Source organism: Acinetobacter chengduensis, assembly GCF_003664645.1.
In the GTDB taxonomy this organism is placed as follows: Bacteria; Pseudomonadota; Gammaproteobacteria; order Pseudomonadales; family Moraxellaceae; genus Acinetobacter; species Acinetobacter chengduensis.
In genome coordinates, this window is the sequence record NZ_RCHC01000013.1 from 26,478 (window position 1) to 52,368 (window position 25,891).

The window sequence follows — 25,891 nt, forward strand, 5'->3', positions numbered from 1 at the left end:
ATGGCAACGCCACTGTTTGAAAAAGTTGCATTTATTGGGCTTGGGCTGATTGGCTCAAGTCTTGCTCGAGTGATGATTGCTGAACATTTAGCAACACAAATTGTCGCTTCGACACGATCGCAAAAAACTTTAGATGATGCGAAAGCACTGGGTCTGATTCAGGCGGGTTATACCAATCCGATTGATGCTGTAAAAGGTGCAGACTTAGTGGTCTTGGCATTACCTGTGCGCGCGACACAAAAAGTACTAGAAACTATTCAACCGTATTTGACTGAAAATGTCATTATTACGGATGTAGGCAGTACCAAGGGCAATGTGGTGGAAGCGGCTAAGGCTGTGTATGGTGAGGAATTACCCGCTGGTTTTGTGCCGGGGCATCCGATTGCTGGAGCGGAACATACAGGGGTACATGCAGGTAAAGTAGATTTATTTGCTAACCATAAAGTGATTTTGACACCACTGCCAAGTAGTGAAGATTGGGCGGTCGAAAAACTGATTCAACTGTGGCAAGCCGCTAAAGCTGAGGTCATTTGCATGGATGTGGACAAGCATGATGAAGTGCTTGCTCACACCAGCCATTTGCCACATCTGATGGCATTTAATTTGGTTGAGCAACTGGCCAATCGCGAAGACAATTTAGATATTTTTCGTTATGCCGCAGGTGGCTTTCGTGATTTCTCACGCATTGCTGCCAGCGATCCACAAATGTGGCATGACATCTTTTTTGCCAATAAAAAGGCAATTTTAAATGCAGTCGATGGCTTTGAAAAACAGCTTACGACGTTGCGCAAGTTGATTGAAGATGAAAACTCGCAAGCATTGATGGGATTGCTCGGACATGCGCAAGCAGCACGACAGCATTTTAATCACATGCTGGCTAAAAAACCTTTGATGGAGAAAAACAAAGTGACGACACAGCAATTTACAATTTTACCAGGCCAAAAGAATTTCCAAGGTAAATTTACAGTGCCAGGGGATAAATCTGTGTCACACCGTTCAATCATGTTTGGTGCGATTGCCGAAGGCACCACACATGTGACAGGTTTTCTCGAAGGTGAAGATGCACTCGCAACTTTACAAGCTTTCCGTGACATGGGGGTGAGTATTGAAGGCCCAAAAAATGGTGAAGTAACTATTCATGGTGTGGGCATTCATGGTTTAAAAGCGCCTGCAAGTGCGTTGTATATGGGTAACTCTGGTACATCGATGCGTTTGCTATCAGGTATGTTATCTGCGCAAGCATTTGACTCAGTTATGACAGGTGATGCGTCATTGTCTAAACGACCAATGGAACGTATTGCGAAGCCTTTGCGTGCTATGGGCGCACACATTCAAACAACGGGTGAGCGTGGTACACCGCCAGTATCTATTTCGGGTAGCCAAGCTTTAAAAGGCATCCAATACGATTTACCTATGGCATCAGCGCAAGTGAAATCAGGTATTTTACTTGCGGGTCTTTGGGCTGAAGGCGAAACTTCAGTGACTGAGCCAGAACCAACACGTGATCATACAGAGCGTATGCTTCGTGCATTTGGTTATGAGGTAAAAACTGAAGGCAACCGTATTTCATTACAAGGTGGCGGTAAGCTGGTAGGTACAAATATTCAAGTTCCTTCAGATATTTCTTCAGCGGCTTTCTTTATGGTGGGTGCTGCTATTACTGAAGGTTCGGATGTAACGCTTGAAGCCGTTGGGATTAACCCAACACGTACGGGTGTCATTGAAATATTAAAGCAAATGGGTGCAGATATTTCAGTGGAAAACGAACGCATTGCAGGCGGTGAGCCAATTGCAGATATTCGTATTCAAGGTACACGGACGCTTAAAGGCATTCACATGCCAGAAGATCAAGTTCCACTTGCGATTGATGAATTCCCAGCATTATTTATTGCAGCAGCATGTGCAGAAGGTCAAACCGTTTTAACTGGCGCTGCTGAGCTTCGTGTAAAAGAATCTGATCGTATTCAAGTCATGGCTGATGGCTTGAAAATTATGGGCATTGATTGCACACCAACTGATGATGGCATCATTATTGAAGGTAAAGGCAAAGCTGGCGAATGGGGTGCAATTTTCACAGGTGGTGAAATTGAATCGCATCATGATCACCGTATTGCGATGAGTTTCTCAATTGCGGGTCTGCGAAATTCAGGCACCATTAAAATTGTAGGGACTGAAACCGTTGCAACAAGTTTCCCTACATTTACTCAATTAACAACACAAGCAGGCTTGGCAATTGAAGTAACTGAATAAAATTGTTAAAACTGATGATTTGTTAGACAACAGCCAAGCAAAAGCTTGGCTGTTTTGCATTTATTGCTTATTCTAAAACCATACAACAAAAATGCCTTTAGGGTTTAATCATGAAAAAATTACAATTTGCAGCCAACTGTGAACATCATCAGGCGAGTCAAGAGGATTCAGCTGTAGCGCAAAAGCAGGTCGCAGATTTATTGGCAAGCAAACTCGGTCAATATGGCTTTGAAGTATTGCCTCAGGGAGATGATCGTGTTGCTGTAAGTGTAGATAACCATCAACTTCCCCTTTCTGTAACATGCCAAGGGCATAATGCTGAAGGTCATTTGGTTTGTGAAATCACTTCTTATCCAGATGAAGAGCAAGATTGGTTAGAGCGTATTACAGAACAAAGTTTGCTAAATCAATTGGCACAAGCTGTTGAAAATTCACTTAAAGAAGATGATGCATTCAGTCAATTTAGCTGGAAAGGTTGAAATTCAGATTTCAGAAACACCCACGTCAGTATATGTCGCCTTAGACTATACTGACCTGAGTCTAGGTTATATGATGAAGCTACAAGAGAAAATAAATTAAGAAAAATGAACGCGATTGAGTTCAGGAGCAGAATGCTCTAGTGCAATTCAAAAGATGTGCAATTCCGTCCCATTGATGTATGGAGGAAGTCGATGTTTGATCTAAAACGTATAAATGCGCAATTTGAATGGAATTCAGGTTCTGTTTATGGTCGTTGGAGTAGAGCTATAAAAGAAAATGACCGTCCTTATATTTGGCTCAGCTGTCTTAGAAGTAGTGAGGGGCGTGAGCTTTACTGCATTAATCAAACGGGTTCGTCTATTGAACGACTCGATGTAATTCATAATACACATGCACTGGTGGATGGAGAGTATTTTAATAAGGCGAATGCTACGTTGGGCTATACCGAAATTCAACATGATGAAGCCGTAAAAATTGCACATTATGATGAATACTATGATTTAGATTTACTGCTTGGAGTGACTATCGCAGTGAGTAGTAATGAGCTTGGTAGTATGGTATTAAAATCGAAAGAAATTTTAGGTGGTCCTAAGCTCGATGATGTCTTGCTTTGGAAAAATCAGTGTAGTTCATTACAGATCAGATGAAAAAAGCCAGTTCGAGACTGGCTTTTTATTTTTTTAATGACTTATTCATTTTAGTGGGTCAGGAAGCGCGTCATCGCAATACGCAATTGCTTTAAATAACCTGTGAAGAAATGGTTTGCACCAGGCAACACCGTAATTAAATGACGTTGTGGTTTCGCCCATTGAATCATATCTGAAAGTAAAGTCACATCATCTGCTTCACCATGGATGAAGAGAATGTCCCCTTTAATATGAGGGGTCACGTATGGACGTACACCCGCAACAGTTGCTGTAGGTAAACCACATAAGATGGTTTGTACAGGCTGTAATTCAGTCGCAAGCATAGAATAACTTTTTGCCATAACGTGTGCGCCAAAGCTAAAACCACCTGCAAAGAAAGGTAGGTTGGCATGTTGGCTACGTGCATAGGCAATCACTTGTAAGTTATCAGTGGTTTCGCCGTTACCTTCATCATGTACACCAGCACTTTGGCCAGAACCACGGAAACTAGGACGATACACAACACAACCACGCTCTAAATACATTTGAGCCAATAAAGTGGGGACTTTATGTTGTGGTGTTCCACCTTGTAGGGGATGGGGGTGATTAACAACCGCGAATCCTTTCACTTCACCCTGTGGATAATCTACAAAAACTTCAATTTGGCCAGCTTGGCCTTGAAGGAAAATTTGTTCAGACATAACAAATAGATTAAATAGCAGGAGAACGCAGTATTCTACCGATAATGCTCAGTAAAAACACAGATTGGAAATAAAATAAGTCTACTGTTATAGTTTGTTTACTTAAATTTTAATCAAGTTATATATGCTCGCTCTAATTTCCCCAGCTAAAACTTTAGATTACGAAACTGCATTACCTACAGATATATACACATTACCAAGGCTACTAGAGCATTCACAAGCGCTTATCGACGTAAGTCGTAAGTTATCTGCTTCTGAAATCGCCAGCCTAATGAGTGTGAGTGAAAAAATTGCAAATTTAAATGTGGAACGCTTTAGAGATTGGCAGTCAGACTTTAATTTTTCTAATGCCCGTCAGGCGATATTCGCATTTAAAGGTGATGTATATACAGGATTAGACGCATATCATTTAGATGATGTGCAAATTGACTATGCACAACAGCATTTACGTATGCTGTCGGGCTTGTATGGCTTATTGCGCCCCTTGGATTTAATGATGCCATATCGTTTGGAAATGGGAACTAAATTACAAAATTCACGTGGCCATAACTTATATGAATTTTGGGGAGACACAATTACCCAGCTGATTAACCAAGACTTATCAGAGGCTGGAAGTGAATTACTGGTGAATCTAGCATCAGATGAATACTACAAGTCTGTTAAAGAAAGTAAAATTCAAGCGCAAATTGTACGTCCAGTATTTTTGGATCAAAAAAATGGTAAATATAAAATTATTAGCTTTTATGCCAAAAAAGCACGCGGTTTAATGGCGCGTTACTTAATTGAAAATAAAATTGAGCAGATCGATGATATTCGTTCATTTAATATCGATGGCTATTATTTTGATGCAAGTAACTCAAATTCGAGTGAATTGGTATTTAAGCGAGATGAGCAAGTCGCTTAATTGGCTTTAAATACCAAATAAAAGAAGCAGATCAAGCCAATGGTTTGCTTTTTTTATGATTTAGATTTCTCATTGACCGCAAATATTGGGTTTAGAGTCACAGAATTTATGTGTTAAAAACTTGAAAAATAAACATTTTACTGGAAACCAATGTTACCTAATATTACAAAACGAATGTATATTAATTCAAAATAATAAAAGAAATGTGTATTGAGTCACGTTTTGTATGGCATTTTGTTATTATTAGCAAAAGTTAGCAAAACAATAATTTTTAGTTATGAAGACACTTATTATCTTAATCTTCTTAAGCTTTGTGGGTGGACTGGGTATGCTGGTCTATAACGATGCAGAAGCTAAACGCCAGCAAAATGTGGATCAATTGGTTGGGGAAGAGCACCTCCAAAATTCGGAAAAGATCTCATTAAAGGTTAAATAAGAATTAAAATGGTGCTTTGACTAAAGCGTTCAAATTTTTTTATATAAATTTTTTCTTAATTTTTGATAAGAATTCAATAAAAACAATATTTTAAATATATTAAAAAACGATTAAACTTAAAATTTAGAAACATTAAAAAATCCCTGTGTTATAATTCTGTGCGCGTTAGATTAAATCATTTTTATAGCTAAATAAGCCTATGATTTAATTCAATTAAATAGAGCTGCATAACTATTATGCAGCTTTTTTGTTTACGATTAATAATTGCCAAGCTTGTTAAACTTATCTTATTGATTGTTTTTGAATATTTCGTTCTTAATGAACGGCACTGGTATTGTAATGCCTCGACATCCACAAATTTAAGCTAAGCATAGTTGCTGTGTTTAACTTTGTGGAATGCTAAGGCATAAAGTTTACTTAATAGGGGCTAGGTCATGACGACTCCTAATCCGTCTTCCGAAAGTGTGCTAGAACGTATGTTCAAGCTGAGTGAAAATAAAACCAGCTTTCGTACTGAAGTGCTGGCAGGTATAACAACGTTTTTAACGATGTGCTATATCATTATTGTCAACCCAATGATTTTGTCTGAAACAGGCATGGATCACGGGGCTGTCTTCGTTGCAACGTGTTTAGCTGCAGCAATTGGTTGTTTGGTGATGGGGATTATTGCAAATTATCCTATTGCTCTCGCACCAGGTATGGGCTTAAACGCTTTCTTTACCTACTCTGTATGTTTAGGTATGGGCGTGCCGTGGCAAACGGCTTTGGGTGCAGTATTTATTTCAGGCTTTGTCTTTATTGCAATTAGCTTGTTTAAAATTCGTGAAGCAATTGTGAATGCTATTCCAATGTCACTTAAGTTGGCAATTGGTGGTGGTATTGGCTTGTTCTTAGCACTTGTTGCACTAAAAAATGCAGGGATTATTGTTGATAATCAAGCTACTTTAGTCGGATTGGGGGATCTTAAGCAACCTTCTGTATTACTTGCTTTGCTTGGCTTTTTCATGGTGGTTGTTTTACATCATTTTAAAGTTCGTGGTGCAATTATTATTAGTATTCTTGCTATTACTGCTATAGCAACGGTGTTGGGCTACAATGAGTTCCAAGGTGTTGTGGGGGCTATTCCATCGATTGCGCCAACATTTATGCAAATGAGCTTTGAAGGGCTATTCTCTGCAAGCTTAATTGGTGTAATTTTCGTATTCTTCTTGGTGGATTTATTCGACTCTACAGGCACACTTGTTGGTGTTTCACACCGCGCGGGTCTACTGAAAGATGGTAAATTACCTCGTTTGAAAAAAGCACTCTTTGCTGACTCATCTGCTATTGTGGCGGGTGCTGCTCTGGGCACATCTTCAACTACGCCTTATATTGAATCATCTGCAGGTGTTGCTGCGGGTGGTCGTACAGGTTTAACTGCTGTTGTGGTTGGTCTGTTGTTTATTGCGTGTTTATTCCTTGCACCACTTGCACAGTCAGTGCCTGGTTTCGCAACTGCGCCAGCATTGTTGTTTGTTGGTGTATTGATGATTCAAGGCATCACGCATATTGATTGGGAAGACATTACAGAGGCCGTACCAGCATTCTTGACCATTGTATTTATGCCATTTACGTATTCAATCGCAGATGGTATTGCAATGGGCTTTATTAGCTATGCATTAATCAAATTATGCACAGGTAAGGCATCGACTGTACCGTATATGGTGTGGATTATTGCTGCGCTTTGGGTATTAAAATTTGCGCTGTTTGGCGGTTAATTCTCCAAACACAAATAAGGGTGTAAACTCAGTTTGCACCCTTTTTTATTTTTAAAGAGGAATAAAGTATGAATCGACTCGAGCTCATCCGTGCTTTACCAAAAGCTGAATTGCACGTTCATATTGAAGGCACATTTGAGCCTGAACTGATGTTTTCGATTGCTCAGCGCAATCAGATTGAGATTTCCTACAAATCTGTAGAAGAAGTTAAACAGGCTTATAATTTTCATAATTTACAGTCTTTTTTAGATATTTATTATGCTGGTGCAAATGTACTTGTACATGAGCAAGATTTTTATGACTTGGCTTGGGCATACTTTGAAAAATGTGCTGAAGACAATGTTGTACATACCGAAATGTTTTTCGATCCGCAGACACATACAGATCGTGGCGTTGAATTTAAAACCGTGATTGATGGTTTGCAACGTGCTTGTGATGATGCCAAAACAAAGCTTGGTATTACTTCACACCTAATCATGTGTTTCTTGCGTCATTTGAGCGAAGAAGCAGCATTTATAACGCTTGAGCAAGCTTTACCTTATAAAGACCAAATTATTGGTGTGGGTTTGGACTCAAGTGAAGTGGGGCATCCACCAGCTAAATTTGAGCGTGTCTTTGCAAAAGCGCGTGAAAATGGCTTCTTAATCGTGGCACATGCTGGTGAAGAAGGCCCACCAGAGTACGTTTGGGAAGCTTTAGATTTGCTTAAAGTGAATCGAATTGACCACGGTGTACGCTCTGAAGAAGATAAAGCATTGATGCAACGTTTAATTGCAGAAAAAATGCCATTAACTGTGTGCCCATTGTCAAATCTAAAACTTTGCGTTGTAGATGATATGGCAGATCATAATATTCGTCGTTTGTTGCAACAAGGCGTGCATGTTACGGTCAATTCAGATGATCCATCATATTTTGGTGGGTATATGAATGATAACTTTATTGCCATTGCAGAAGCATTAGACTTAAGCAATGACGAGTTGAAGCAATTGGCTGCAAATTCATTTGAGGCGTCATTTATTGATGATGAAGATAAAGCGCAGTGGATTGCTAAAATTAAGTCTTTGGCTTAATTTCAGGTCATTTAAAAAGGCAGCTTGGGCTGCCTTTTTATGCTTTGGCGCAATTGTTTTTCTCCATTTATAGTTTGAAATAGGTACGAAGTGAAAACTAAATTTAAGTCGATGATGCTTTTGATGAGCCTGCTTTTAAGTGCGACATCTGTACAAGCGGTATCGCAAAGTGTGGCAGTTAAAATGCTCAAGCCAGTGATTGAGCATCAATGTTTAACAGAATTAAAGGACTCTAATGTTTGGAAAGCCTCAACATTTTTAATGACTGATCACAATAAAAAGCAATTTGAAGTAGAAGTGTGTCAATGTGTCGGCGAAAATGCGTTGAATGATGTTACTGTCGGTGAAATGACGCAGGCTCTCGTGAATGAAAATGCAAAAAATCAGTTAATTCGTAAGGCGACAGTAAACAGCATTAAAAGTTGTGTGATTAAAACCAAAAGATAACAGCACTAGGCTTGTTATCTTTTAGCTATGAATAATGAAGTGGTTTGAGTAGCTATTTAACGCTTATTTAGCTTGACGTGTCATGCTCTTTAATACGTTGTCTTTATCAATAAAATGATGTTTGAGTGCTGCTAAAATATGACCTGCCAACAACAAACCTGCTGCCCATGAAATATAAATATGTAAAGGTTTTACCACGGCTAAAAGTGCTGGATTATCTTGAACGAGGCGAGGGATTTCAAATAAATACAAGACTGGTGCGGGATGGCCTGCGCTCCAACTAAATAGGCAACCCGTAATTGGCAATGCGAGTAAAACAAAATACAAAGCTAAATGCCCGAAGTGAGCGAGTTTTTTCATACTCTTTGACATGCTATCTGGTAGTGCTGGTGCTGGATGGGTATAACGCCAAAATATACGCACAACCACTAAAAAGATTAATGTAGTCGCGATGTTTTTATGTAAGGTAATCACTTGGCCTTTAAAACTTCCGTCATTGTCGTAGCTTAAAAAGTTACCACTATAGAAACCAATGATCCAAGCGACAATAAAAATAATGGCCATGAGCCAATGTAGGACTTGAGCTGTTCGCGTGTAATATTCTATGTTTTTATTCATATTGATTTGCTGGGCGGTTGGCTAATTGAGCAAAAAATACTAATAGAATTTGATGTTGAGCACTATACCTTGGATAGAATTCAGCGTTGATATATTGCAACGCTGAAAGAGAAGACATAAATTGTTCATCTGTTTTGAATTTGCGAATTAGCGGTTTATTCGGCATGAAAATTTGGGCAAAATAACGCATCTTCACACCGAAACAAAGGAACAATCGTGAAAAAATTACTTGCTGTATTTGCACCAATGGCTTTAGCGTTAACTGCATGTGCGACTGTAGATGGTACGACTAGCACAGGTTCAACTGCAGCAAATACAGGTAACAGCTTGGCAATGATGGCTGTGAAAGTAGGCGTGGAAGCGAAATGTGTGAATGAAATTAACAATAACACCTATTGGAAAACAGGCTCTAAACTATTAACTGAAAGCCAAAAGCAAGAATTACAAACTGAAGTATGTTCTTGTGTAGGTGAAAAAGCGACTACTAGCGTAACAGCAACGGATCTTGTTGTTGCAGCAATGGATAAAACATCTCAAGCGACGCTGGTAAATAAATTAGTGACAACAACATTAAATGCATGTGTTGTTGATGTATTGAAAAAATAATCATAGCAAATTTGTTTAAAAAAGCGGTCGAATTCGACCGCTTTTTATATTTGAGGACATAAAGATGCGTATTGCAGGTGCAGATGAAGCGGGTCGTGGGCCACTGGTGGGCTCAGTTGTAGCAGCGGCAGTTATTCTTGACCCGAATAATCCAATTGAAGGCTTAAATGACTCTAAAAAGCTGACGGAAAAAAAACGTGAAAAGCTTTTTATTGAGATTAAAGAAAAAGCTTTGGCATGGGCTATTGCTGAAGCCTCGGCAGCTGAAATTGATGAAATCAATATTTTACAGGCATCATTGCTTGCGATGCGACGCGCTGTAGAACAATTAAAAATTCAGCCTGATCATTTACTGGTAGATGGAAATAAAGTGCCACAGGGCTTAACCATGAGCTGTGATGCGATTGTTGGTGGTGATGCACTACATGCTGAAATATCAGCGGCGAGTATTTTGGCAAAAGTGACACGTGATCATGATATGGTGGCTTTAGATGCTAAATACCCTCAGTATGGTTTTGCCAAACATAAGGGTTATCCAACTAAGGCTCATTTTGAGGCGATTGCATTACATGGTGTGATTGATGAGCATCGTCGTAGTTTTGGGCCTGTGCGTAAAGTGATTGAGCAAATGTAAAGGCAGTAAGCATTTGCAGGTGTTCGAATACATACATCAGATAAATTTAAAGCGGCTCAAGAGCCGCTTTATATTCAAACCAGTTTTAATCTTAGCGATTAAAATTGTTCTGTGAAAAATTATCATCCTCAAAAGAAGGCTGATAATCTTGATCGAGATGCTGTAGGTGTTCGTGCATAGCGCGTTCATGTTGAATTCGTTGGTAAATTTCTTCACGATGAACAGAAACTTCTTTTGGAGCATTTACGCCAATGCGCACCTGATTGCCTTTAACGCCAAGTACAGTCACGCTGACTTGGTCCCCAATCATCAATGTTTCTCCGACACGTCGAGTCAGAATCAGCATGTTTATCTCCTTGCAAAACGCTAAACCTGCAATTGATCTAGAATGTAAAAACACAACCTGAAAAAGCAAAGAAAATATATCAGAAGTTGTAACCATCATTGTTACGAATTTTTTCTGATTCTTTTCTCAATAACCTCAGAGTTAATATAACAGAGCCACTATAAAAAAAACTATAGTGGCTCTGACTTTTTGTAATGTTTTTCAAATACTGTCTAACAATGACAATTTTTGACACATTAATTACGCACGAACGCTTGATTCACCATGTTCACGGTCTAGACCGAAAGCAGTATGAAGAGAGCGTACCGCTAGCTCTAAATAATTTTCTTCGATGATCACAGAAATTTTGATTTCTGAAGTTGAGATCATCAAAATATTGATTGCTTCGTCAGCAAGAGCTGTAAACATTTTGCTTGCTACGCCAGCATGTGAACGCATGCCTACACCAACAATTGATACTTTTACGATGTCATCACGTGTTGCAACTTCACGAGCGCCAATTGCTTGAGCTGTTTCTTCAAGAATTTTTTTCGCTTTCGCAAGTTCGCCACGGTTAACTGTAAATGTGAAATCAGTTGTACCATCTTCTTCAACATTTTGGATAATCATATCCACTTCAATGTTTGCATCGCCAATTGGCTTTAAGATTTTAGACGCAATACCTGGTTCATCAGGAACACCTAAAATCGTTAATTTAGCTTCGTCACGGTTAAATGCGATACCAGAGATAATTGGTTGTTCCATGTTGTCTTCCAATTCAGTCGTAATAAGTGTACCAACGTTCTTTTTGAACTCTTCATCAAATGCGCCGTCATCGTCATTATCAAAGCTTGATAATACGCGTAGTGGCACTTGATATTTGCCTGCAAATTCTACAGAGCGAATTTGTAGAACTTTAGAACCAAGAGATGCCATTTCTAGCATTTCTTCAAATGAAATGCGGTCAACTTTTTTCGCTTTTGGTGCAACGCGAGGGTCAGTTGTGTATACGCCATCTACGTCTGTGTAGATTTGGCATTCATCTGCTTTCAGTGCTGCTGCAATTGCTACACCTGAAGTATCTGAACCACCACGGCCAAGTGTTGTGGTATTACCATTTGCATCAAAGCCTTGGAAGCCCGCAACTACAATTACACGACCAGCATCTAAATTTGAAGTTAACACATCAGTGTCAATCGATTCGATACGTGCCTTGGTAAAAGCGCTGTCAGTCTTAATGCCGACTTGACGGCCCGTTAGTGATGTTGCAGCAACGCCAATAGAATTGAGCGCCATTGCTAACATAGAAATCGTTACCTGTTCACCTGTAGACACCATTTGGTCTAGCTCACGTGGATCAGGGGTTTCGGTAATGGCTTTCGCTAAAGCAAGTAGGCGATTTGTTTCGCCACTCATTGCAGAAACAACCACCACTACTTGGTGACCGTGATCATGCCAGCGCTTTACACGACGAGCAACATTTAAAATGCGCTCAGGAGTACCCATTGAGGTACCACCATATTTTTGAACGATTAATGCCATAACTATCCTTACCAAGTATATAAGCCACAAGACTTAAAGCACTTTTACATATTTAAAGCCGTCCTTTCGGGGCGGCTTTAATATACCACGCATGTTTAAATAACTGTTTTCACGGTTATTTAAGTGAATGCATTTTTGTCCGCAAGTGGGCAGAGTGCTTTCTCGTGGACTTCATCATTTTTATCACGTTAGCAATTGTGGATCATTAAAAAATCAACATCAGACTGACGTTTGTTTGGTTTTTATACAAAAGCTGATCAAGTATACTTGATCAGCTATAGGTATTTGACCTTATTTTGCAGCTAACCATGCCACAAGGTCATTCATTACAGCTTCAAGTTTGTCGCTGTAAGGTGCACCACCTTGTGCCATATCTGGTTTACCGCCACCTTTACCGCCAAGTTCTTGGCCAAGGTGTTTAATAATGTCACCTGCTTTAACCGTTGCTGTAAATTCTTTAGCAACAGATGCGATCAAGCTAACTTTATCTGCATCAACAGCAGCGATAACAATTACAGCGTTGTCTAACTTAGATTTCACGCCATCATGTAAGTTACGAAGTGATTTCGCATCTACGTTTTGAACAGTGGTAATTAAAGTTTGACGACCAGCGATATCTTGAACTTGACTCAAAAGCTCAGCAGCTTGGAAGCTTGCCAATTTTTGGTTCAATTGTTCAATTTGCTTTTGTAGGCTAGATGCAGTGCTAGATAAAGCTTCCACTTTCTCTAGAGTTTGATCTTTTTGTGCTTTGAGCAAATCGTTAATTGCATGAATGTCACGTTCTGCTTTTTGAGCAACTTGAATTGCTTTTGTGCCAGTCACTGCTTCAATACGACGTACACCCGCTGCTACACCGCCTTCAGAAGTGATTTTGAATAGCCCGATGTCACCTGTGCGCTTAACGTGAATACCACCACACAATTCGATTGAGAAGTTTTTATCTTCAATGATTGAACCCATTGAAAGTACACGAACTTCATCACCATATTTTTCACCAAACAACATCATCGCGCCTTTTGCTTTCGCAGATTCGATGTCTAGAAGTTCAGTAGAAACTGCAGTGTTGGCAATCACTTCTGCATTTACTAAGCGTTCAATTTCTTGAAGCTGTTCAAATGTTACAGGTTGGTCGTTGGCAAAGTCGAAACGTAAAACGTCAGATGCAACCAATGAACCTTTTTGCTGTACGTGTGTACCCAAAATTTGGCGTAATGCAGCATGTAGAAGGTGAGTTGCAGAGTGGTTGCGTGCAGTTGCTGCACGAATATCTGCTTTTACAGTTGCTTCTACGTTTTGAGTAACTTTTAAGTTACCCATCGTCACGATACCTTGGTGTACGAACGCACCACCAGATTTTTTGGTGTCTTGAACTTCGAAAATACCTGTATCGTTTTTGAAGATACCTGTATCACCGATTTGACCGCCACTTTCTGCATAGAACGGTGTTTGGTTCAGAACGATTAAAGCTTCATCACCTTCAACGACTTCATCAACTTGCTCGCCATCTTTATAGATTGCGATGATTTGACCAGAACCTGCAGTTGCATCGTAACCGTCAAATTGAGTTTCACCTTCAACTTTAACAACAGAGTTGTAGTCGATTGCAAATTTGCCAGCGTCGCGTGCACGTTGGCGCTGTGCAGCCATTTCAACTTCAAAGCCAGCTTCATCAATGGTCAATTCACGTTCACGTGCGATGTCAGCTGTTAAGTCAGTTGGGAAGCCATAAGTGTCGTAAAGTTTAAATACCACTTCACCAGGAATGATCGAACCCTTCAGTTGAGCCAATTCGCCTTCAAGCAATTTCAAACCTTGCTCTAAAGTTTTTGCAAATTGTTCTTCTTCTTTTAACAATTGTGCTTCGATACGCGCTTGGTTTTCTGCAAGTTCAGGATATGCAGCACCCATCACGTCGATTAAAGGCTTCAACATTTTGTGGAAGAAAGAGCCCGTTGCGCCCAGTTTGTTACCATGACGTACTGCACGACGGATAATACGACGTAATACATAGCCACGACCTTCATTCGATGGATTTACGCCATCAGCAATAAGGAATGAACATGAACGCGCATGGTCAGCAACCACTTTAAGTGAAGCTGGATATTCAACTGGTTTGCCTTCAGCTTGTGCTTTTGCTTCAAGTTCAGTGGTGTCTAAACCAATAATTTCAGCAGCTGCTTTAAGTAAGTTTTGGAATAGGTCGATTTCGTAGTTTGAGTTTACATGTTGTAAAACTGCAGAAATACGCTCTAAGCCCATACCTGTATCTACAGAAGGTGCTGGAAGAGGGTGGAGCACGCCATCAGCAGTACGGTTAAACTGCATGAATACGTTGTTCCAAATTTCAATGAAACGGTCGCCATCTTCTTCAGGTGTGCCTGGTAAGCCACCCCAAATATGGTCGCCGTGGTCAAAGAAGATTTCAGAACAAGGACCACATGGACCTGTATCACCCATTGCCCAGAAGTTATCTGAAGCGTATTGACCGCCTTTGTTATCACCAATACGGATAATACGTGAAGCATCTAGCCCAATTTCTTTGTTCCAGATATCAAAAGCTTCGTCATCTGTATGGTAAACAGTGGCATAGAGCTTGTCTTTTGGAAGTGCTAACCATTGTTCGCCAGTTAAAAAGTCCCATGCGAATTTGATTGCATCACGTTTGAAGTAATCACCAAATGAGAAGTTACCCAACATTTCAAAGAATGTGTGGTGACGCGCTGTATAACCAACGTTGTCTAAGTCGTTGTGTTTACCACCAGCACGTACGCATTTTTGTGAAGAAGTTGCACGAACGTAGTCACGTTTTTCAAGACCTAAGAAGCAGTCTTTAAACTGGTTCATACCCGCGTTTGTGAACAATAATGTTGGGTCGTTGGCAGGTACCAGAGAACTCGACGCGACACGTGTATGCCCTTGCGATTCAAAATAGCTTAAAAAAGCTTCGCGAATTTCAGCTGATGTCATAAAACGAGTACTCACAACCAAGTCTCTCCTAATTTCGATTTGGTAATAGCACATCAAGCAAGTCTTACAAAAATTAAAGCTGGCTTGAGGTGCTGACATAAAATTTAAAAACGCTAAATTATAACGGAAAAAGGTGTAGCGACCAACGATTTTCGGCTAACTCTATGACTTTTTATACAATTCAATAAAATTCGTGCATTTCTCTGAAAATTGTCGAATTTTTGCTTCGTTTTTATTTTGGATTGTTTTGTGTTTTTTTTGAATTTGATCTCATTAATTCATGATTTTTAGATGTTCAGTTGATACATATTTTTTAGACTAAAATGGTCATAAATTCTAAATGTTCTAAGCTATTTTAAGCTCTGGAAGATTGCTTTATATGTGGCAATATTACATGAAAGATACCCAGTGATGTCGATGAATTTTAAAGTGTTCTGATATTAAATAACTTGGCTATTTCTATAGATTTAATTTGGAAATAAAGTCTATTTTTTATTATTGATAGGTTTGATGTGAACATAAAAAAACGACCAATAATCAATAAAAGAATTAATGATAACTATTGTTACCCGAAATCCATTAATATAGAAGCGCTTTAAGCTAACAGTTTCATATTACAAGGTTTGAGTCATGCAACGAGTGGCAATTAATGGATTTGGTCGAATTGGGCGTAATGTGTTACGTGCTTGGTTTGAGAATCCAAAGCACTTTAATTTTGAAGTGGTGGCCATCAATGATGTTGCAGACATTGAAACCTTGGTACATTTATTTAAATATGATACGACACACGGTCGTTTTCAGGGTCAAGTGAGTGTTGAACAACACGAATATCACCATTATTTAAATATTCAGTCTGCGACGCAAAGTTTGTGTGTAGAGGTGCTCAATCAAGCACATCCTTATGATTTGCCATGGCAAAATTTGGATGTTGATGTGGTGCTTGAATGCACAGGTCTGTTCCGTTCACGTGAAGCTGCCACACAGCATATTACCGCAGGGGCGAAGCGAGTCATTATTGGTGCGGCACCGTTTGATACGGTAGATGCTGCGATTGTATATGGTGTGAACCATCAAGATGTAAAAGATACAGATCAGATTATTTCGAGTGTGTCTTGTACAACACAAGCATTGGTGCCCTTGGTCAAAATTATTGATGATGCCTTTGGTATCGATACTGCCATGATGACTGAAATTCACGCAGTGACAGCGGATCAATCGGTTTTGGATCATGCACACCGCGATTTACGTCGTGCTCGTGCTTCAGGTCAAAATATTATTCCTACCACATCATCGGCTTTAGGCGCTTTAAAGCAGGTTTTGCCTAAAATGGCTGATCGAATTAATGGCTATTCAATTCGTGTACCGACGATTAATGTGGCGACTATAGACCTTACTTTTATTTCGCAAACTGAAATTAATGTGGCACAGGTGAATCAGCTGTTAACAGAGGCAGCGCACAGTCGCTATGCTGAAATTATGCAAGTTACAGATGAACCACTGGTCTCAAGTGATTTTAATCATTCACCATATTCTTTAATTGTAGATTTAACCCAAACTATGGTCGTGGGTAAGCAAGCGAAGGTTTTTGCGTGGTATGACAATGAATGGGGTTATGCAAATCGTTTATTGGATTTATGTGAGTCTTTTACAGCCTAGATCAATAAAGTAAGTAGCTACAATTCCAAACCTATCATCATGGGTACTTGCTCATGTCTTTACACTGGCATTTACGTATAGATCTTTTTCTTTGCTTATGTACACGCTGATTTTTAATTTCTGGTTGTTCTGACTGTTTTGCCTAATTTTATGTTGTGGATTGTAGCGTATCTATAAAAGGCATTTGACTCATTTAAAAGATGAAATGAGCTTAAAAGTAGATGTATTTTATAGAATTAAGCATTCATTTCTCTGGAATTTAGTTAAGATAGGATGAAATCAAATCTATAAGTAGAGTTTGCACATGATTATTTTGTGGGGATTTATTTTTTTATTGTCTTTGGCCGTTATTTTCTTAACTTGGATGCAATTCAAAAACCAAGGCGATGAGATGTTTAAGCAATCTGAACAGGTGCAATTGGATCAAAAAGTTGTAAATCTTGAGCAAAATCTGAAAAAAACCTTAGAGATTATGCAAGATTTAGCAAAAAAGATGCACACTCAGCAAGAAGTTTTGGATCAAACCACGCATAAATTACAGCAGGTTGAATTGCAAAATGCTGAGTTGGTGACCTTGTTAGCCAAAGTGGTAATGCCAAAAGAATAATGCCGAATAATAAATAATATTAGGTGTTAAGCCCAGATTGTTAGCAAGATTAAAAGCCCTGAGCAGATCAAATGTATGCGCGGGGCTTTTTTTATGCAAAATCAAGCTTCAAGATGCGCAGTAGAAATAGTGTTTAACTGAATGTCATACGTAAAATAGCAGCCGTGCTCATGCTGATGATGACAGTCGGTAAGAGTGACAAGCGAGAAGCCGCAATTAATGTCACTACAATTGCAATCATATCCGCAGGATTATCACGCACAAAATAAGGTGCGATCACAGAAATGAGCACACAGCCAGGTACGACTTCTAAAATTTGACGTTGCTTTGCGCTCAGCGTTTTATTTTTTAATAAGACATAGCCCAAAATACGCGTTAAATAGGTAGTAATCGCGACAAAAAGAATGGCGATCAACGTGGCAGTATGAATCATGCATCATCTCCAACAAAGTAAAATGCTGAAGCAATGCCACAAATTGCACCGACAGGTACATACCAACCTGTTGGTAGATATAAATAAGCTAAAGCAGCAGTAATTAAACTGACTAGCCATGGTCGTGCAGCTGACATGCCTTTCCACATGCTACGAAGCAAGACTAAAAATACAGCCGGAAATGCCATGTCGAAACCTAAACGGCTAATGTCGCCTAAGATGGGGCCGATCATGGCCCCCAGCGTGGTGAAAACTACCCACATCAGGTACAGCGCAGTACAAATACCCGCATAAAACATCATGCTAAATGCACGTGAGGGGGATAAAAGCCCTTGTTTCTTTTGTGCGTCTGCAAGTCCAATAGCCCAGCTTTCATCGCACATAAAAAATAATGCGCTAAATACTGTTTTATTAGGCAAGTGGCGTAAATAGGGGACTAAGCTTGCACCCATGAGTAAGTGGCGACTATTCACTAAGAAGGTAATAAAAATTAACATCAAAATATTGGGCGGATTGGTCCAAACTTCTAAAATGGCAAACTCTGAACCACCTGCAAAATTAAGACCCGTTAATAAAGGCACTTCTATAATAGAAAAACCTTTTTGTGTCGCTTGAGCACCTAAAACTAATGCAAACGGAATAATACCCAGCAGTAAAGGCAGAGAAACTTTGAGGCCACGTTTAAACTCTGTGGCTTGAAGTTGCGTGCTGGGTGTTTCTGTTGTGGTGCGACGAAGGCTGTACATGTTGAGCATTGAACTGCGAATAGAAAATCTATTTTATTCTGTACAAGTTGAAATTTGTGATTGTAATGGAGGATATATTTTGCCTTAACGCAATTTTATTGCTAATTTAATTATAAATGAAATATTAAATGCTTTAATTATGGATCAATTAGATAAGCGTATTCTGCAAGTATTGCAACATCAAGGGAAACTACAAAATAATGAACTGGCCCAACAGGTAGGATTGTCCGCATCGCCGTGTTTACGTCGGGTGAAACAATTAGAAGATGATGGCTATATTGAAAAATATGTTGCCTTGTTAAATCCACAAAAATTAAATTTAGGGTTAACGGTCTTTGCGCGGATTTGGCTAAAAGGACAAGATGCCAATACTGTAAATAGTTTTGTAGACGCGATACAAGATTTGCCTGAGGTGGTTGAATGCCAATTAATGGCAGGTGATTGCGACTTCTTTTTAAGAATAGTTGTGGCCGATTTAGACGCGTATCGTCGTTTTCAGGTTGAGCATTTAAACAAAATTATTAGCATACAAAGTGTGAAAACAGAAATACCGTTACAACGAATTAAGCAGACCACAGCATTACCACTCTAGTATTTAGCTGGGAGTGCATTGTTCTTCGGTATTTATGTGGCCTTGGTGTGTAAATTATGTGCAGGTGATTTGCTTTTTACCTGATAAAAACACTTTATATAATCAATTCTTAAGGAAATTTAACCATAGATTTTACGCAAGGCTGTTTATTTGCGCAGCATTTATGAAAAAGTCGTGTGCACAAGCCAAGTGATCGTGCTAGACTAGGAGAAATCGGGTGTGCTCCCGATTTTTTTATGCGGATTTGTTCCGCGCTGACAAGAATTTAGGTTTACAACATGCCCATTTCAGAGACATGGTTATTACCTGATGGTGTAGCTGATGTACTGCCAGAACAGGCGCAAGTGATTGAATCTTTGCGTCGTGAAGCATTAGATTTCCTCGCATCTCGAGGTTATCAGTTGGTGTACACGCCATTCATTGAATACATCGAATCTCTATCTTCTCTTTCAGAATCGAATCAAGATTTAGACTTAGCCACTTTTAAAGTGATCGACCAACTTTCAGGTCGTTTGCTTGGTGTGCGTGCCGATATGACACCACAAGTGGCTCGTATTGATGCGCATGTACATCCTGTCGAAGGTGTAGCTCGTTATTGCTACGCTGGTACAGTGTTACATACTAAGCCACAGGGTTTTAATACCACGCGTGCACCTTTACAGTTAGGTGCAGAATTATTTGGTTCAGACAGCATTGATGCTGACGTTGAACTGATTGATGTCATGATCAACTTGCTTGAAAAAGCGGGTCATGCAGACGGTATTCATCTTGATTTAGGGCATGTCGGTTTATTCCGTAGCATGGTAAAACAAGCTGGTTTGAGCAAAGTGCTTGAACGTCAATTGTCTGACTTATATCAACGTAAAGCATTGCCTGAACTTGCTGAGTTTACTCAAACTATTCCGTTTGGTGAAGATTTCTATACCTTAGGTCGTTTTGCGAGTGACTTAGATGCTTTAGAAGCTAATTTGTCTGCTGAAGTCTTGGCGAACGAAGCTTTCAAACTTGCTTTTGATGCTGTGAAATCGACTCAAGACGCAATTCAAGCACGTTGGCCGGACCTGCACATTGGTATTGATGTGGTAGAACTTCGTTCATATCACTATCACACAGGTTTAATGTATGCCGTATATGCACCAAACCGTGCAGCACCATTGGCTCAAGGTGGTCGCTATGACGGTATTGGTGAGCATTTTGGTCGTGCACGTCCAGCAACAGGTTTTTCTTGTGACTTATATGCATTAACTGCAGGTCAAGTTCAGAAAACTCAAGTTTTGGTTGCACCCAAAGGCATTGACACAGATTTATTAAAGGCAATTGAATCAGCACGTATCGAAGGATTCAGTGTGGTTCAGTTGCTTGGTAATGATGATTTAAATTCAGTTTCATCTGCGACACACCAGTTGGTGAATGCAAATGGTGAATGGACAATCAAACAAATTTAACTGCGGAAGTGCCTATGGGCACACGCTTTTTTCCAATTTTAACAGCATGATGCAATGAGGCTATTATGGGCAAGAATGTTGTGGTACTGGGTACCCAATGGGGCGACGAAGGTAAGGGTAAAATCGTCGACCTGCTCACAGATCAAGCGGCTGCGGTAGTCCGTTATCAAGGCGGACACAACGCAGGTCATACACTTGTAGTTGGTGGTAAGAAAACTGTATTACACCTCATTCCATCTGGTATTTTACGTGAAAACGTATTGTGCTTAATTGGTAATGGTGTAGTTCTTTCACCTGAAGCTTTAATCAAAGAGATGGACATTCTTGAGAAAGAAGGCGTGCCTGTACGTGAACGCCTACGTATTTCTCCAAACTGTCCGTTGATTCTTCCACATCACATTGCTCTTGACCAAGCACGTGAAATTAAACGTGGTAATGCGAAAATTGGTACTACAGGTCGTGGTATCGGTCCAGCATACGAAGATAAAGTTGCTCGTCGTGCAATTCGTGTTGCTGACTTGGTTCGTGGTGGTGAACATCTTAAAGCTCAATTAGAAGAGCTTCTTGAATACCACAACTTCCAATTGACTCAATTCTTCGGTGTTGAAGCAGTTAAAGTTGAAGATGTAATTGCACTATGCGACGAATGGCGCAAAGTGATCGAGCCTATGGTAATGGACGTGACTGGTGAACTTCACGCATACCGTAAAGCTGGTAAAAAAATCATGTTTGAAGGTGCGCAAGGTTCACTTCTTGACGTTGACCATGGTACATATCCGTATGTTACTTCTTCAAACACAACTGCTGGTGGCGTAAGCTCAGGTTCAGGTCTTGGTCCATTGCACCTTGACTATGTATTGGGTATTACTAAAGCGTACACAACTCGTGTAGGTGCAGGTCCGTTCCCAACTGAGTTGGTATATGACGCAGCGAACGATGTAGGTGATGCTATTGGTAAACACTTAGGTACTGTCGGTTCTGAGTTTGGTGCTTCTACTGGCCGTCAACGTCGTTGTGGTTGGTTCGATGCAGAAATTCTACGTCGTTCTGTAGAAGTAAACTCACTTTCAGGTATTTGCTTAACTAAACTTGACGTTTTAGATGGTTTAGAAGAAGTAAAAATCTGTGTAGGTTATGAAGCTGCAGATTCTGGTTGTGTAGGTTCTTCTGATGCGCTTGCATTTGAAACTTTGAAACCAATTTATGAAACTATGCCAGGTTGGTCTGAGTCTACTTTCGGCGCGAAATCATTAGATCAATTGCCAGAAGCGGCAATCAACTATGTGAAACGTCTTGAACAATTGATCGAATGTCCAATCGACATCATTTCAACTGGTCCAGACCGTGAAGAAACAATCGTTCTTCGTCATCCATTTGATGCTTAATTTGCATTTTAAAATGGAATAAAAGAAGCCCTGCAATAGCAGGGCTTCTTTTTGTGTAGATATTTAGTGAGTAAAAGCTTATTTTTAAAAGTCAATTTTAGCTTTAATTTTAAGTGGGAAATGTAAATTCACGCTTTTGCCGACTAAAGTTGACTATGTTGTAGCGCAAATACACGTTAAAAAATATCTCAAAGTAAAATGAATAAAGATGCTATGACCTTACAACCGAATATTGCCAAAACGATTCTATATTCTTTATTGTTCGCAATGGGTGGTGCACCTACTATTGCTATGTTGATTATTCAGGGGCAAAGTTATCATCCAGATATCTTTTACCAAGCTTTTGTGGGTTTGTCAGTCATGATTGCCTGTGTTTTAGCACCTGCAATGCTCATTCAAAATGCATATTTATTGTTTAAGCGTAATGATGCGGTATTGGATCTTAAAATTCAGCCATTGATGAAAGCTTACTTTGTTTTGAATATTGCTTGTTTGCTATATTGGTTATATATGCAGTTTATTGGCTAAAGCCGTTACATAAATTAAATGAATTTGTATCGAATATTTATTTAAGCTCCTAAATTTAAAGAATATAATGTGGCATGTTTTTGCAAAATGCTGATGTTTTTGGAGTTTAAATACAATGAATAAAAATATATTGATGAGTTTATGTGTTGCAGGCACGCTTACACTTTCTGGTTGTACCACTATTGCTGATATGGCAGGTGCAGATACTGCAACATTAAATGCAGCAGCAAGCCAAGGTTTTAATAAAACAGTTCAAGAAGCCAATAGCAATAAAACGTTGGATACAAGTTCTGCTACTTATAAACGTATCTATGCAGTGTTTAATCGTCTTAAGCCTGTAGCAGACCAATATAATCAGACTGGGACACGTTTTGACTGGCAATTGGCTGTATTAAAGTCAGACCAAGTGAACGCTTATGTAGCACCAGGTGGTAAGGTTGTGTTCTATACAGGTATTGTGAATAAACTGAATTTAACCGATGCTGAAATTGCGGCCATTATGGGACATGAAATGACACATGCTTTAGAAGAGCATTCTAAGCAAAAAATTGGTGCACAAGCCTTAACGGATCTTGCACTAGGGATTGGTTTAAGTGCGGCAGGTGTGGGCCAAACAGGTACAGCGGCGGCACAATTGGGGAGTCAAATTGGTGTAGGTTTACCATACTCACGTAGTTTAGAAAGCCAAGCTGACCAAGGTGGTTTAATGCTAATGGCACGTGCTGGTTATAATCCACAGGCAGCTATCACGCTTTGGGAAAAAATGAATAAGCTTGATGGAGCGGGGGGGGCAACATTCTTATCGACTCACCCATCAAATGTACAACGTATTGATGCAATGCGTAAAAACTTACCCGCTGCACAAGCACTGTATAATCAGCGTAAATAAACAGTTGTGGCTTATGCAGAAAGCAGGGTTTAGCCCCTGCTTTTTTATGCCTTAAAAACTAGCTGAAGAGCAGAGTTAAGTCGGCTATTTTGTAGTTTAATTTGAAGCCTATGAAAGGATGTCTATTTTGCTTGATGTGATTGCTATCGAATAGATTTCTTATGGTGAAGTATTTGTTTGATGACGCGATAGGGCGCAGTATTCAAAAATATCAACAACTGCATTATGTGAAGATTGTATAAGCGATTATTTTGATTAAACACAAGCAATAAAAAAGGCAAAGTAAAACTTTGCCTTTTCACACTTTAGATCAATAGATCTTAGTGGTGATGACCGCCTGCACCGTGAACGTGACCATGGTCAAGTTCTTCTTGAGAAGCTTCACGGATTTCAACGATTTCAACTTCAAAAGTTAAATCTTGACCAGCAAGTGGGAAGTTAGCATCAACGATTACGTTGTCGCCTTCAACAGATTTAACAGTAACGATTTGAACGCCGTCATCAGTTTGTGCTTGGAATTGCATACCAGCTTGGATGTTATCTACACCTTGGAACATTTGTGCAGGAACTTCTTGAACTAGTTCTGGGTTGTATTCGCCATAACCTTCAGCAGCAGGAACTGTAACAGTGAATTTTTCACCAACAGTTTTGCCTAAAAGTGCATTTTCAAGACCAGGAATGATGTTGCCTGCGCCGTGCAAATATGCAAGTGGTTCACCTTGAGATTTATCAAGAGTTTCACCTTCTGCATTAGTCAATGTGTAGTGGAAAGAAACCACGAGGTTATTTGCAATAGCAGTCATGTTATTGATCCGTTCAATTTTTTAAGGGTTACATCATAAAGTGAATTTGCACTTTTGTAGACTGAATTTGCGAAAAAAATGCAAAATTTCAGTTCTTCTGATGCTTTTTTCATTAATTGGGATGAATGTGAATTTTTCAATGCAATTTTATTTTTGGTGTGATTTTTCGTGTAACAAAATCTTTAGCTGTGAGTAGCCCAGCTTGAGTGTAGCCATAAATGGTGGCTTGATGTAAGCGATACAGCGAAACATACATCGATTTAGCCACAAAGCCTTGTACATTGACTTGGCCAAGTAACTCTCCAACTGCTTTATGCTTACTCAAAGACACCAGCGAGCCTTTATCAGAGAATACAAACATTGGTAGGGATTGACCCTTGATGCGGGCTTTCATGGCTTCAGCGAGAAAAGAGGCCTGTTGGCTGGCCACTTGAGCACGAGGGCCAAGTACAGGTTCATCAGCACGTGGCTGGCAATGCGCACAATCACCTAGGGCAAAGATATTTGGGTCAGACTTGGTTTGCAGTGTAGCGAATACGTCTAAACGGCCCATTCTATCTTTGGTAAAACCTTCTAATTGCTGAATAACGTCTGGCGCTTTAATCCCTGCAGCCCAAACTTTGAGTTCGGCTTGAATGCTGGTGCCATCATTAAAGTAAATATGAGTAGCATCGACTTTTTCTACACGCTTGCCACTGAGTACATCAATTTTCATACGTGTGAGTTGTTGTTGTGCATGCTCGGCCATTTGTGGCGGAAGCGCGGGTAAAATACGCTCCGCACCTTCAATTAAAGTAATTTTGACGTTATTTGGGTGAATTTTATTTAAACCATATTTATAAAAATTTTCTTTGGCTTGAATTAATTCTGCTGAAAGTTCGACCCCAGTCGCACCTGCGCCAATCACGCCTATGGTAAGTGTGCGGTCTGCATTTTTATTTTGTGCATCGAGGTAAAGGTGTAAAAGATCTTGTTGGAACACTTCAGCCTGTTGCAGACTATCTAAATAATGGCAGTATTCTTGAACACCTGGCGTACCAAAGTCATTGGAGACTGAACCTACGGCTAAAATGAGGGTGTCATAACTCAGGCGCGTTTCCTCGTTTGTAGAAGCATATTTACCATTAATGATTGGGCTCAAGCCAATTTGTTGCTCTTTAGAGTAGACTTGTTCTAGTTTTGCGAGTACAAACTCATAATGATTTTTACTGGCATGGGCATAATAGTTGGTTGCTTCATCATTAATATTCATAGTGCCTGCTGCAATTTCATGCAGTAGGGGTTTCCACACGTGATTGAGCTTTAAATCAACCAAAGTAATATGAGCTTTTTGCGATTTGCCTAAACTGCCTCCTAATAATGTTGCGAGCTCTAAACCACCAGCACCGCCACCAACAATCACGATTCGATGTAAAGCTGTCATCTCTGAAGTGGAATTTTT

The 25,891-nt window shown here is 39.7% G+C and carries 27 protein-coding genes; 17 read left to right on the forward strand and 10 right to left on the reverse strand.

The features are described 5' to 3' along the window. From D9K81_RS12025 to D9K81_RS12035, 3 genes are all read left to right on the forward strand, one after another. Entirely contained in the window at positions 1 to 2,250 is a 2,250-nt protein-coding gene (locus tag D9K81_RS12025; RefSeq protein ID WP_120374987.1) for a bifunctional prephenate dehydrogenase/3-phosphoshikimate 1-carboxyvinyltransferase, read from the forward strand. A gap of 110 nt (positions 2,251 to 2,360) precedes the next feature. Further along, complete coding sequence (locus tag D9K81_RS12030) at positions 2,361 to 2,729, forward strand: hypothetical protein (protein ID WP_120374988.1); 369 nt, start codon at positions 2,361 to 2,363, stop codon at positions 2,727 to 2,729. Positions 2,730 to 2,885: 156 nt separating this feature from the next. After that, complete coding sequence (locus tag D9K81_RS12035) at positions 2,886 to 3,377, forward strand: hypothetical protein (RefSeq protein ID WP_147395920.1); 492 nt, start codon at positions 2,886 to 2,888, stop codon at positions 3,375 to 3,377. Positions 3,378 to 3,427: 50 nt separating this feature from the next. Here D9K81_RS12035 and D9K81_RS12040 read toward each other — a convergent pair whose 3' ends face one another. Beyond that, complete coding sequence (locus D9K81_RS12040) at positions 3,428 to 4,057, reverse strand: alpha/beta hydrolase (RefSeq protein ID WP_121523291.1); 630 nt, start codon at positions 4,055 to 4,057, stop codon at positions 3,428 to 3,430. A 124-nt stretch (positions 4,058 to 4,181) separates the two neighbouring features. Between D9K81_RS12040 and yaaA the strand changes: the two genes are divergently transcribed. The 5 genes from yaaA to D9K81_RS12060 all read left to right on the forward strand — a co-directional run bounded on the left by yaaA (position 4,182) and on the right by D9K81_RS12060 (position 8,671). Then, complete coding sequence (gene yaaA / locus D9K81_RS12045; RefSeq protein WP_120374991.1) at positions 4,182 to 4,961, forward strand: peroxide stress protein YaaA; 780 nt, start codon at positions 4,182 to 4,184, stop codon at positions 4,959 to 4,961. Positions 4,962 to 5,238: 277 nt separating this feature from the next. Continuing rightward, entirely contained in the window at positions 5,239 to 5,397 is a 159-nt protein-coding gene (locus tag D9K81_RS18420) for a hypothetical protein (RefSeq protein WP_171406922.1), read from the forward strand. A 434-nt stretch (positions 5,398 to 5,831) separates the two neighbouring features. Next, positions 5,832 to 7,154, forward strand: coding sequence for an NCS2 family permease (locus tag D9K81_RS12050; RefSeq protein ID WP_120374992.1), 1,323 nt, complete (start codon positions 5,832 to 5,834; stop codon positions 7,152 to 7,154). Positions 7,155 to 7,222: 68 nt separating this feature from the next. After that, positions 7,223 to 8,224: an adenosine deaminase gene (locus D9K81_RS12055; protein WP_120374993.1), complete on the forward strand. Its 1,002-nt coding sequence runs from the start codon at positions 7,223 to 7,225 to the stop codon at positions 8,222 to 8,224. A 123-nt stretch (positions 8,225 to 8,347) separates the two neighbouring features. Continuing rightward, positions 8,348 to 8,671 (forward strand): hypothetical protein, encoded by a 324-nt coding sequence (locus D9K81_RS12060; RefSeq protein ID WP_147395921.1) that lies wholly within the window; start codon positions 8,348 to 8,350, stop codon positions 8,669 to 8,671. A 63-nt stretch (positions 8,672 to 8,734) separates the two neighbouring features. Here D9K81_RS12060 and D9K81_RS12065 read toward each other — a convergent pair whose 3' ends face one another. After that, the gene (locus D9K81_RS12065) at positions 8,735 to 9,289 is read right to left on the reverse strand and encodes a cytochrome b (RefSeq protein ID WP_120374995.1); all 555 of its coding nucleotides are present in this window, start codon (positions 9,287 to 9,289) and stop codon (positions 8,735 to 8,737) included. After that, a complete protein-coding gene (locus D9K81_RS12070) occupies positions 9,282 to 9,479 on the reverse strand; it encodes a hypothetical protein (RefSeq protein WP_120374996.1) in 198 nt (65 codons plus the stop codon). Before D9K81_RS12070 ends, D9K81_RS12065 begins: the two co-directional genes overlap by 8 nt. 26 nt (positions 9,480 to 9,505) lie before the next feature. Between D9K81_RS12070 and D9K81_RS12075 the strand changes: the two genes are divergently transcribed. After that, complete coding sequence (locus D9K81_RS12075; protein ID WP_120374997.1) at positions 9,506 to 9,895, forward strand: hypothetical protein; 390 nt, start codon at positions 9,506 to 9,508, stop codon at positions 9,893 to 9,895. Positions 9,896 to 9,959: 64 nt separating this feature from the next. Beyond that, complete coding sequence (gene rnhB, locus D9K81_RS12080; protein ID WP_120374998.1) at positions 9,960 to 10,529, forward strand: ribonuclease HII; 570 nt, start codon at positions 9,960 to 9,962, stop codon at positions 10,527 to 10,529. A gap of 91 nt (positions 10,530 to 10,620) precedes the next feature. Here rnhB and csrA read toward each other — a convergent pair whose 3' ends face one another. The 3 genes from csrA to alaS all read right to left on the reverse strand — a co-directional run bounded on the left by csrA (position 10,621) and on the right by alaS (position 15,381). Next, positions 10,621 to 10,875 carry a carbon storage regulator CsrA gene (gene csrA, locus D9K81_RS12085; RefSeq protein WP_004989721.1) on the reverse strand — a complete coding sequence of 85 codons (255 nt, stop codon included), beginning with the start codon at positions 10,873 to 10,875 and terminating at the stop codon, positions 10,621 to 10,623. Positions 10,876 to 11,115: 240 nt separating this feature from the next. After that, on the reverse strand, positions 11,116 to 12,396 hold the full coding sequence (locus D9K81_RS12090; protein WP_120374999.1) for an aspartate kinase: 1,281 nt from the start codon (positions 12,394 to 12,396) through the stop codon (positions 11,116 to 11,118). Positions 12,397 to 12,687: 291 nt separating this feature from the next. Continuing rightward, positions 12,688 to 15,381 carry an alanine--tRNA ligase gene (gene alaS, locus D9K81_RS12095; RefSeq protein WP_171406923.1) on the reverse strand — a complete coding sequence of 898 codons (2,694 nt, stop codon included), beginning with the start codon at positions 15,379 to 15,381 and terminating at the stop codon, positions 12,688 to 12,690. 615 nt (positions 15,382 to 15,996) lie between these two features. Between alaS and gap the strand changes: the two genes are divergently transcribed. Next, complete coding sequence (gap, locus tag D9K81_RS12100; protein ID WP_120375001.1) at positions 15,997 to 17,022, forward strand: type I glyceraldehyde-3-phosphate dehydrogenase; 1,026 nt, start codon at positions 15,997 to 15,999, stop codon at positions 17,020 to 17,022. 304 nt (positions 17,023 to 17,326) lie between these two features. After that, entirely contained in the window at positions 17,327 to 17,629 is a 303-nt protein-coding gene (locus D9K81_RS12105) for a hypothetical protein (protein WP_120375002.1), read from the forward strand. A gap of 133 nt (positions 17,630 to 17,762) precedes the next feature. Here the strand turns inward: D9K81_RS12105 and D9K81_RS12110 are convergent, their stop codons facing one another. Beyond that, positions 17,763 to 18,062 (reverse strand): AzlD family protein, encoded by a 300-nt coding sequence (locus D9K81_RS12110; RefSeq protein ID WP_120375003.1) that lies wholly within the window; start codon positions 18,060 to 18,062, stop codon positions 17,763 to 17,765. Beyond that, positions 18,059 to 18,808 carry an AzlC family ABC transporter permease gene (locus D9K81_RS12115; protein ID WP_120375097.1) on the reverse strand — a complete coding sequence of 250 codons (750 nt, stop codon included), beginning with the start codon at positions 18,806 to 18,808 and terminating at the stop codon, positions 18,059 to 18,061. The genes D9K81_RS12110 and D9K81_RS12115 overlap by 4 nt, the downstream gene beginning before the upstream one ends. Positions 18,809 to 18,947: 139 nt before the next feature. On the opposite strand from D9K81_RS12115, the gene D9K81_RS12120 reads away from it, so the two are divergent. The 5 genes from D9K81_RS12120 to D9K81_RS12140 all read left to right on the forward strand — a co-directional run bounded on the left by D9K81_RS12120 (position 18,948) and on the right by D9K81_RS12140 (position 23,647). Continuing rightward, the gene (locus D9K81_RS12120; RefSeq protein ID WP_120375004.1) at positions 18,948 to 19,400 is read left to right on the forward strand and encodes an Lrp/AsnC family transcriptional regulator; all 453 of its coding nucleotides are present in this window, start codon (positions 18,948 to 18,950) and stop codon (positions 19,398 to 19,400) included. Between the two features lie 278 nt (positions 19,401 to 19,678). Continuing rightward, a complete protein-coding gene (locus tag D9K81_RS12125; protein WP_120375005.1) occupies positions 19,679 to 20,845 on the forward strand; it encodes an ATP phosphoribosyltransferase regulatory subunit in 1,167 nt (388 codons plus the stop codon). A gap of 65 nt (positions 20,846 to 20,910) precedes the next feature. Then, the gene (locus tag D9K81_RS12130; protein ID WP_120375006.1) at positions 20,911 to 22,230 is read left to right on the forward strand and encodes an adenylosuccinate synthase; all 1,320 of its coding nucleotides are present in this window, start codon (positions 20,911 to 20,913) and stop codon (positions 22,228 to 22,230) included. A 213-nt stretch (positions 22,231 to 22,443) separates the two neighbouring features. Beyond that, on the forward strand, positions 22,444 to 22,758 hold the full coding sequence (locus D9K81_RS12135) for a hypothetical protein (protein ID WP_120375098.1): 315 nt from the start codon (positions 22,444 to 22,446) through the stop codon (positions 22,756 to 22,758). 115 nt (positions 22,759 to 22,873) lie between these two features. Then, positions 22,874 to 23,647, forward strand: coding sequence for a M48 family metallopeptidase (locus tag D9K81_RS12140; protein ID WP_120375007.1), 774 nt, complete (start codon positions 22,874 to 22,876; stop codon positions 23,645 to 23,647). A gap of 320 nt (positions 23,648 to 23,967) precedes the next feature. Here D9K81_RS12140 and D9K81_RS12145 read toward each other — a convergent pair whose 3' ends face one another. Both D9K81_RS12145 and D9K81_RS12150 read right to left on the reverse strand, forming a co-directional pair. Then, complete coding sequence (locus D9K81_RS12145) at positions 23,968 to 24,450, reverse strand: FKBP-type peptidyl-prolyl cis-trans isomerase (RefSeq protein ID WP_106986361.1); 483 nt, start codon at positions 24,448 to 24,450, stop codon at positions 23,968 to 23,970. Positions 24,451 to 24,586: 136 nt separating this feature from the next. Continuing rightward, positions 24,587 to 25,873 (reverse strand): NAD(P)/FAD-dependent oxidoreductase, encoded by a 1,287-nt coding sequence (locus D9K81_RS12150; RefSeq protein ID WP_120375099.1) that lies wholly within the window; start codon positions 25,871 to 25,873, stop codon positions 24,587 to 24,589. Positions 25,874 to 25,891 lie beyond the last annotated feature (18 nt).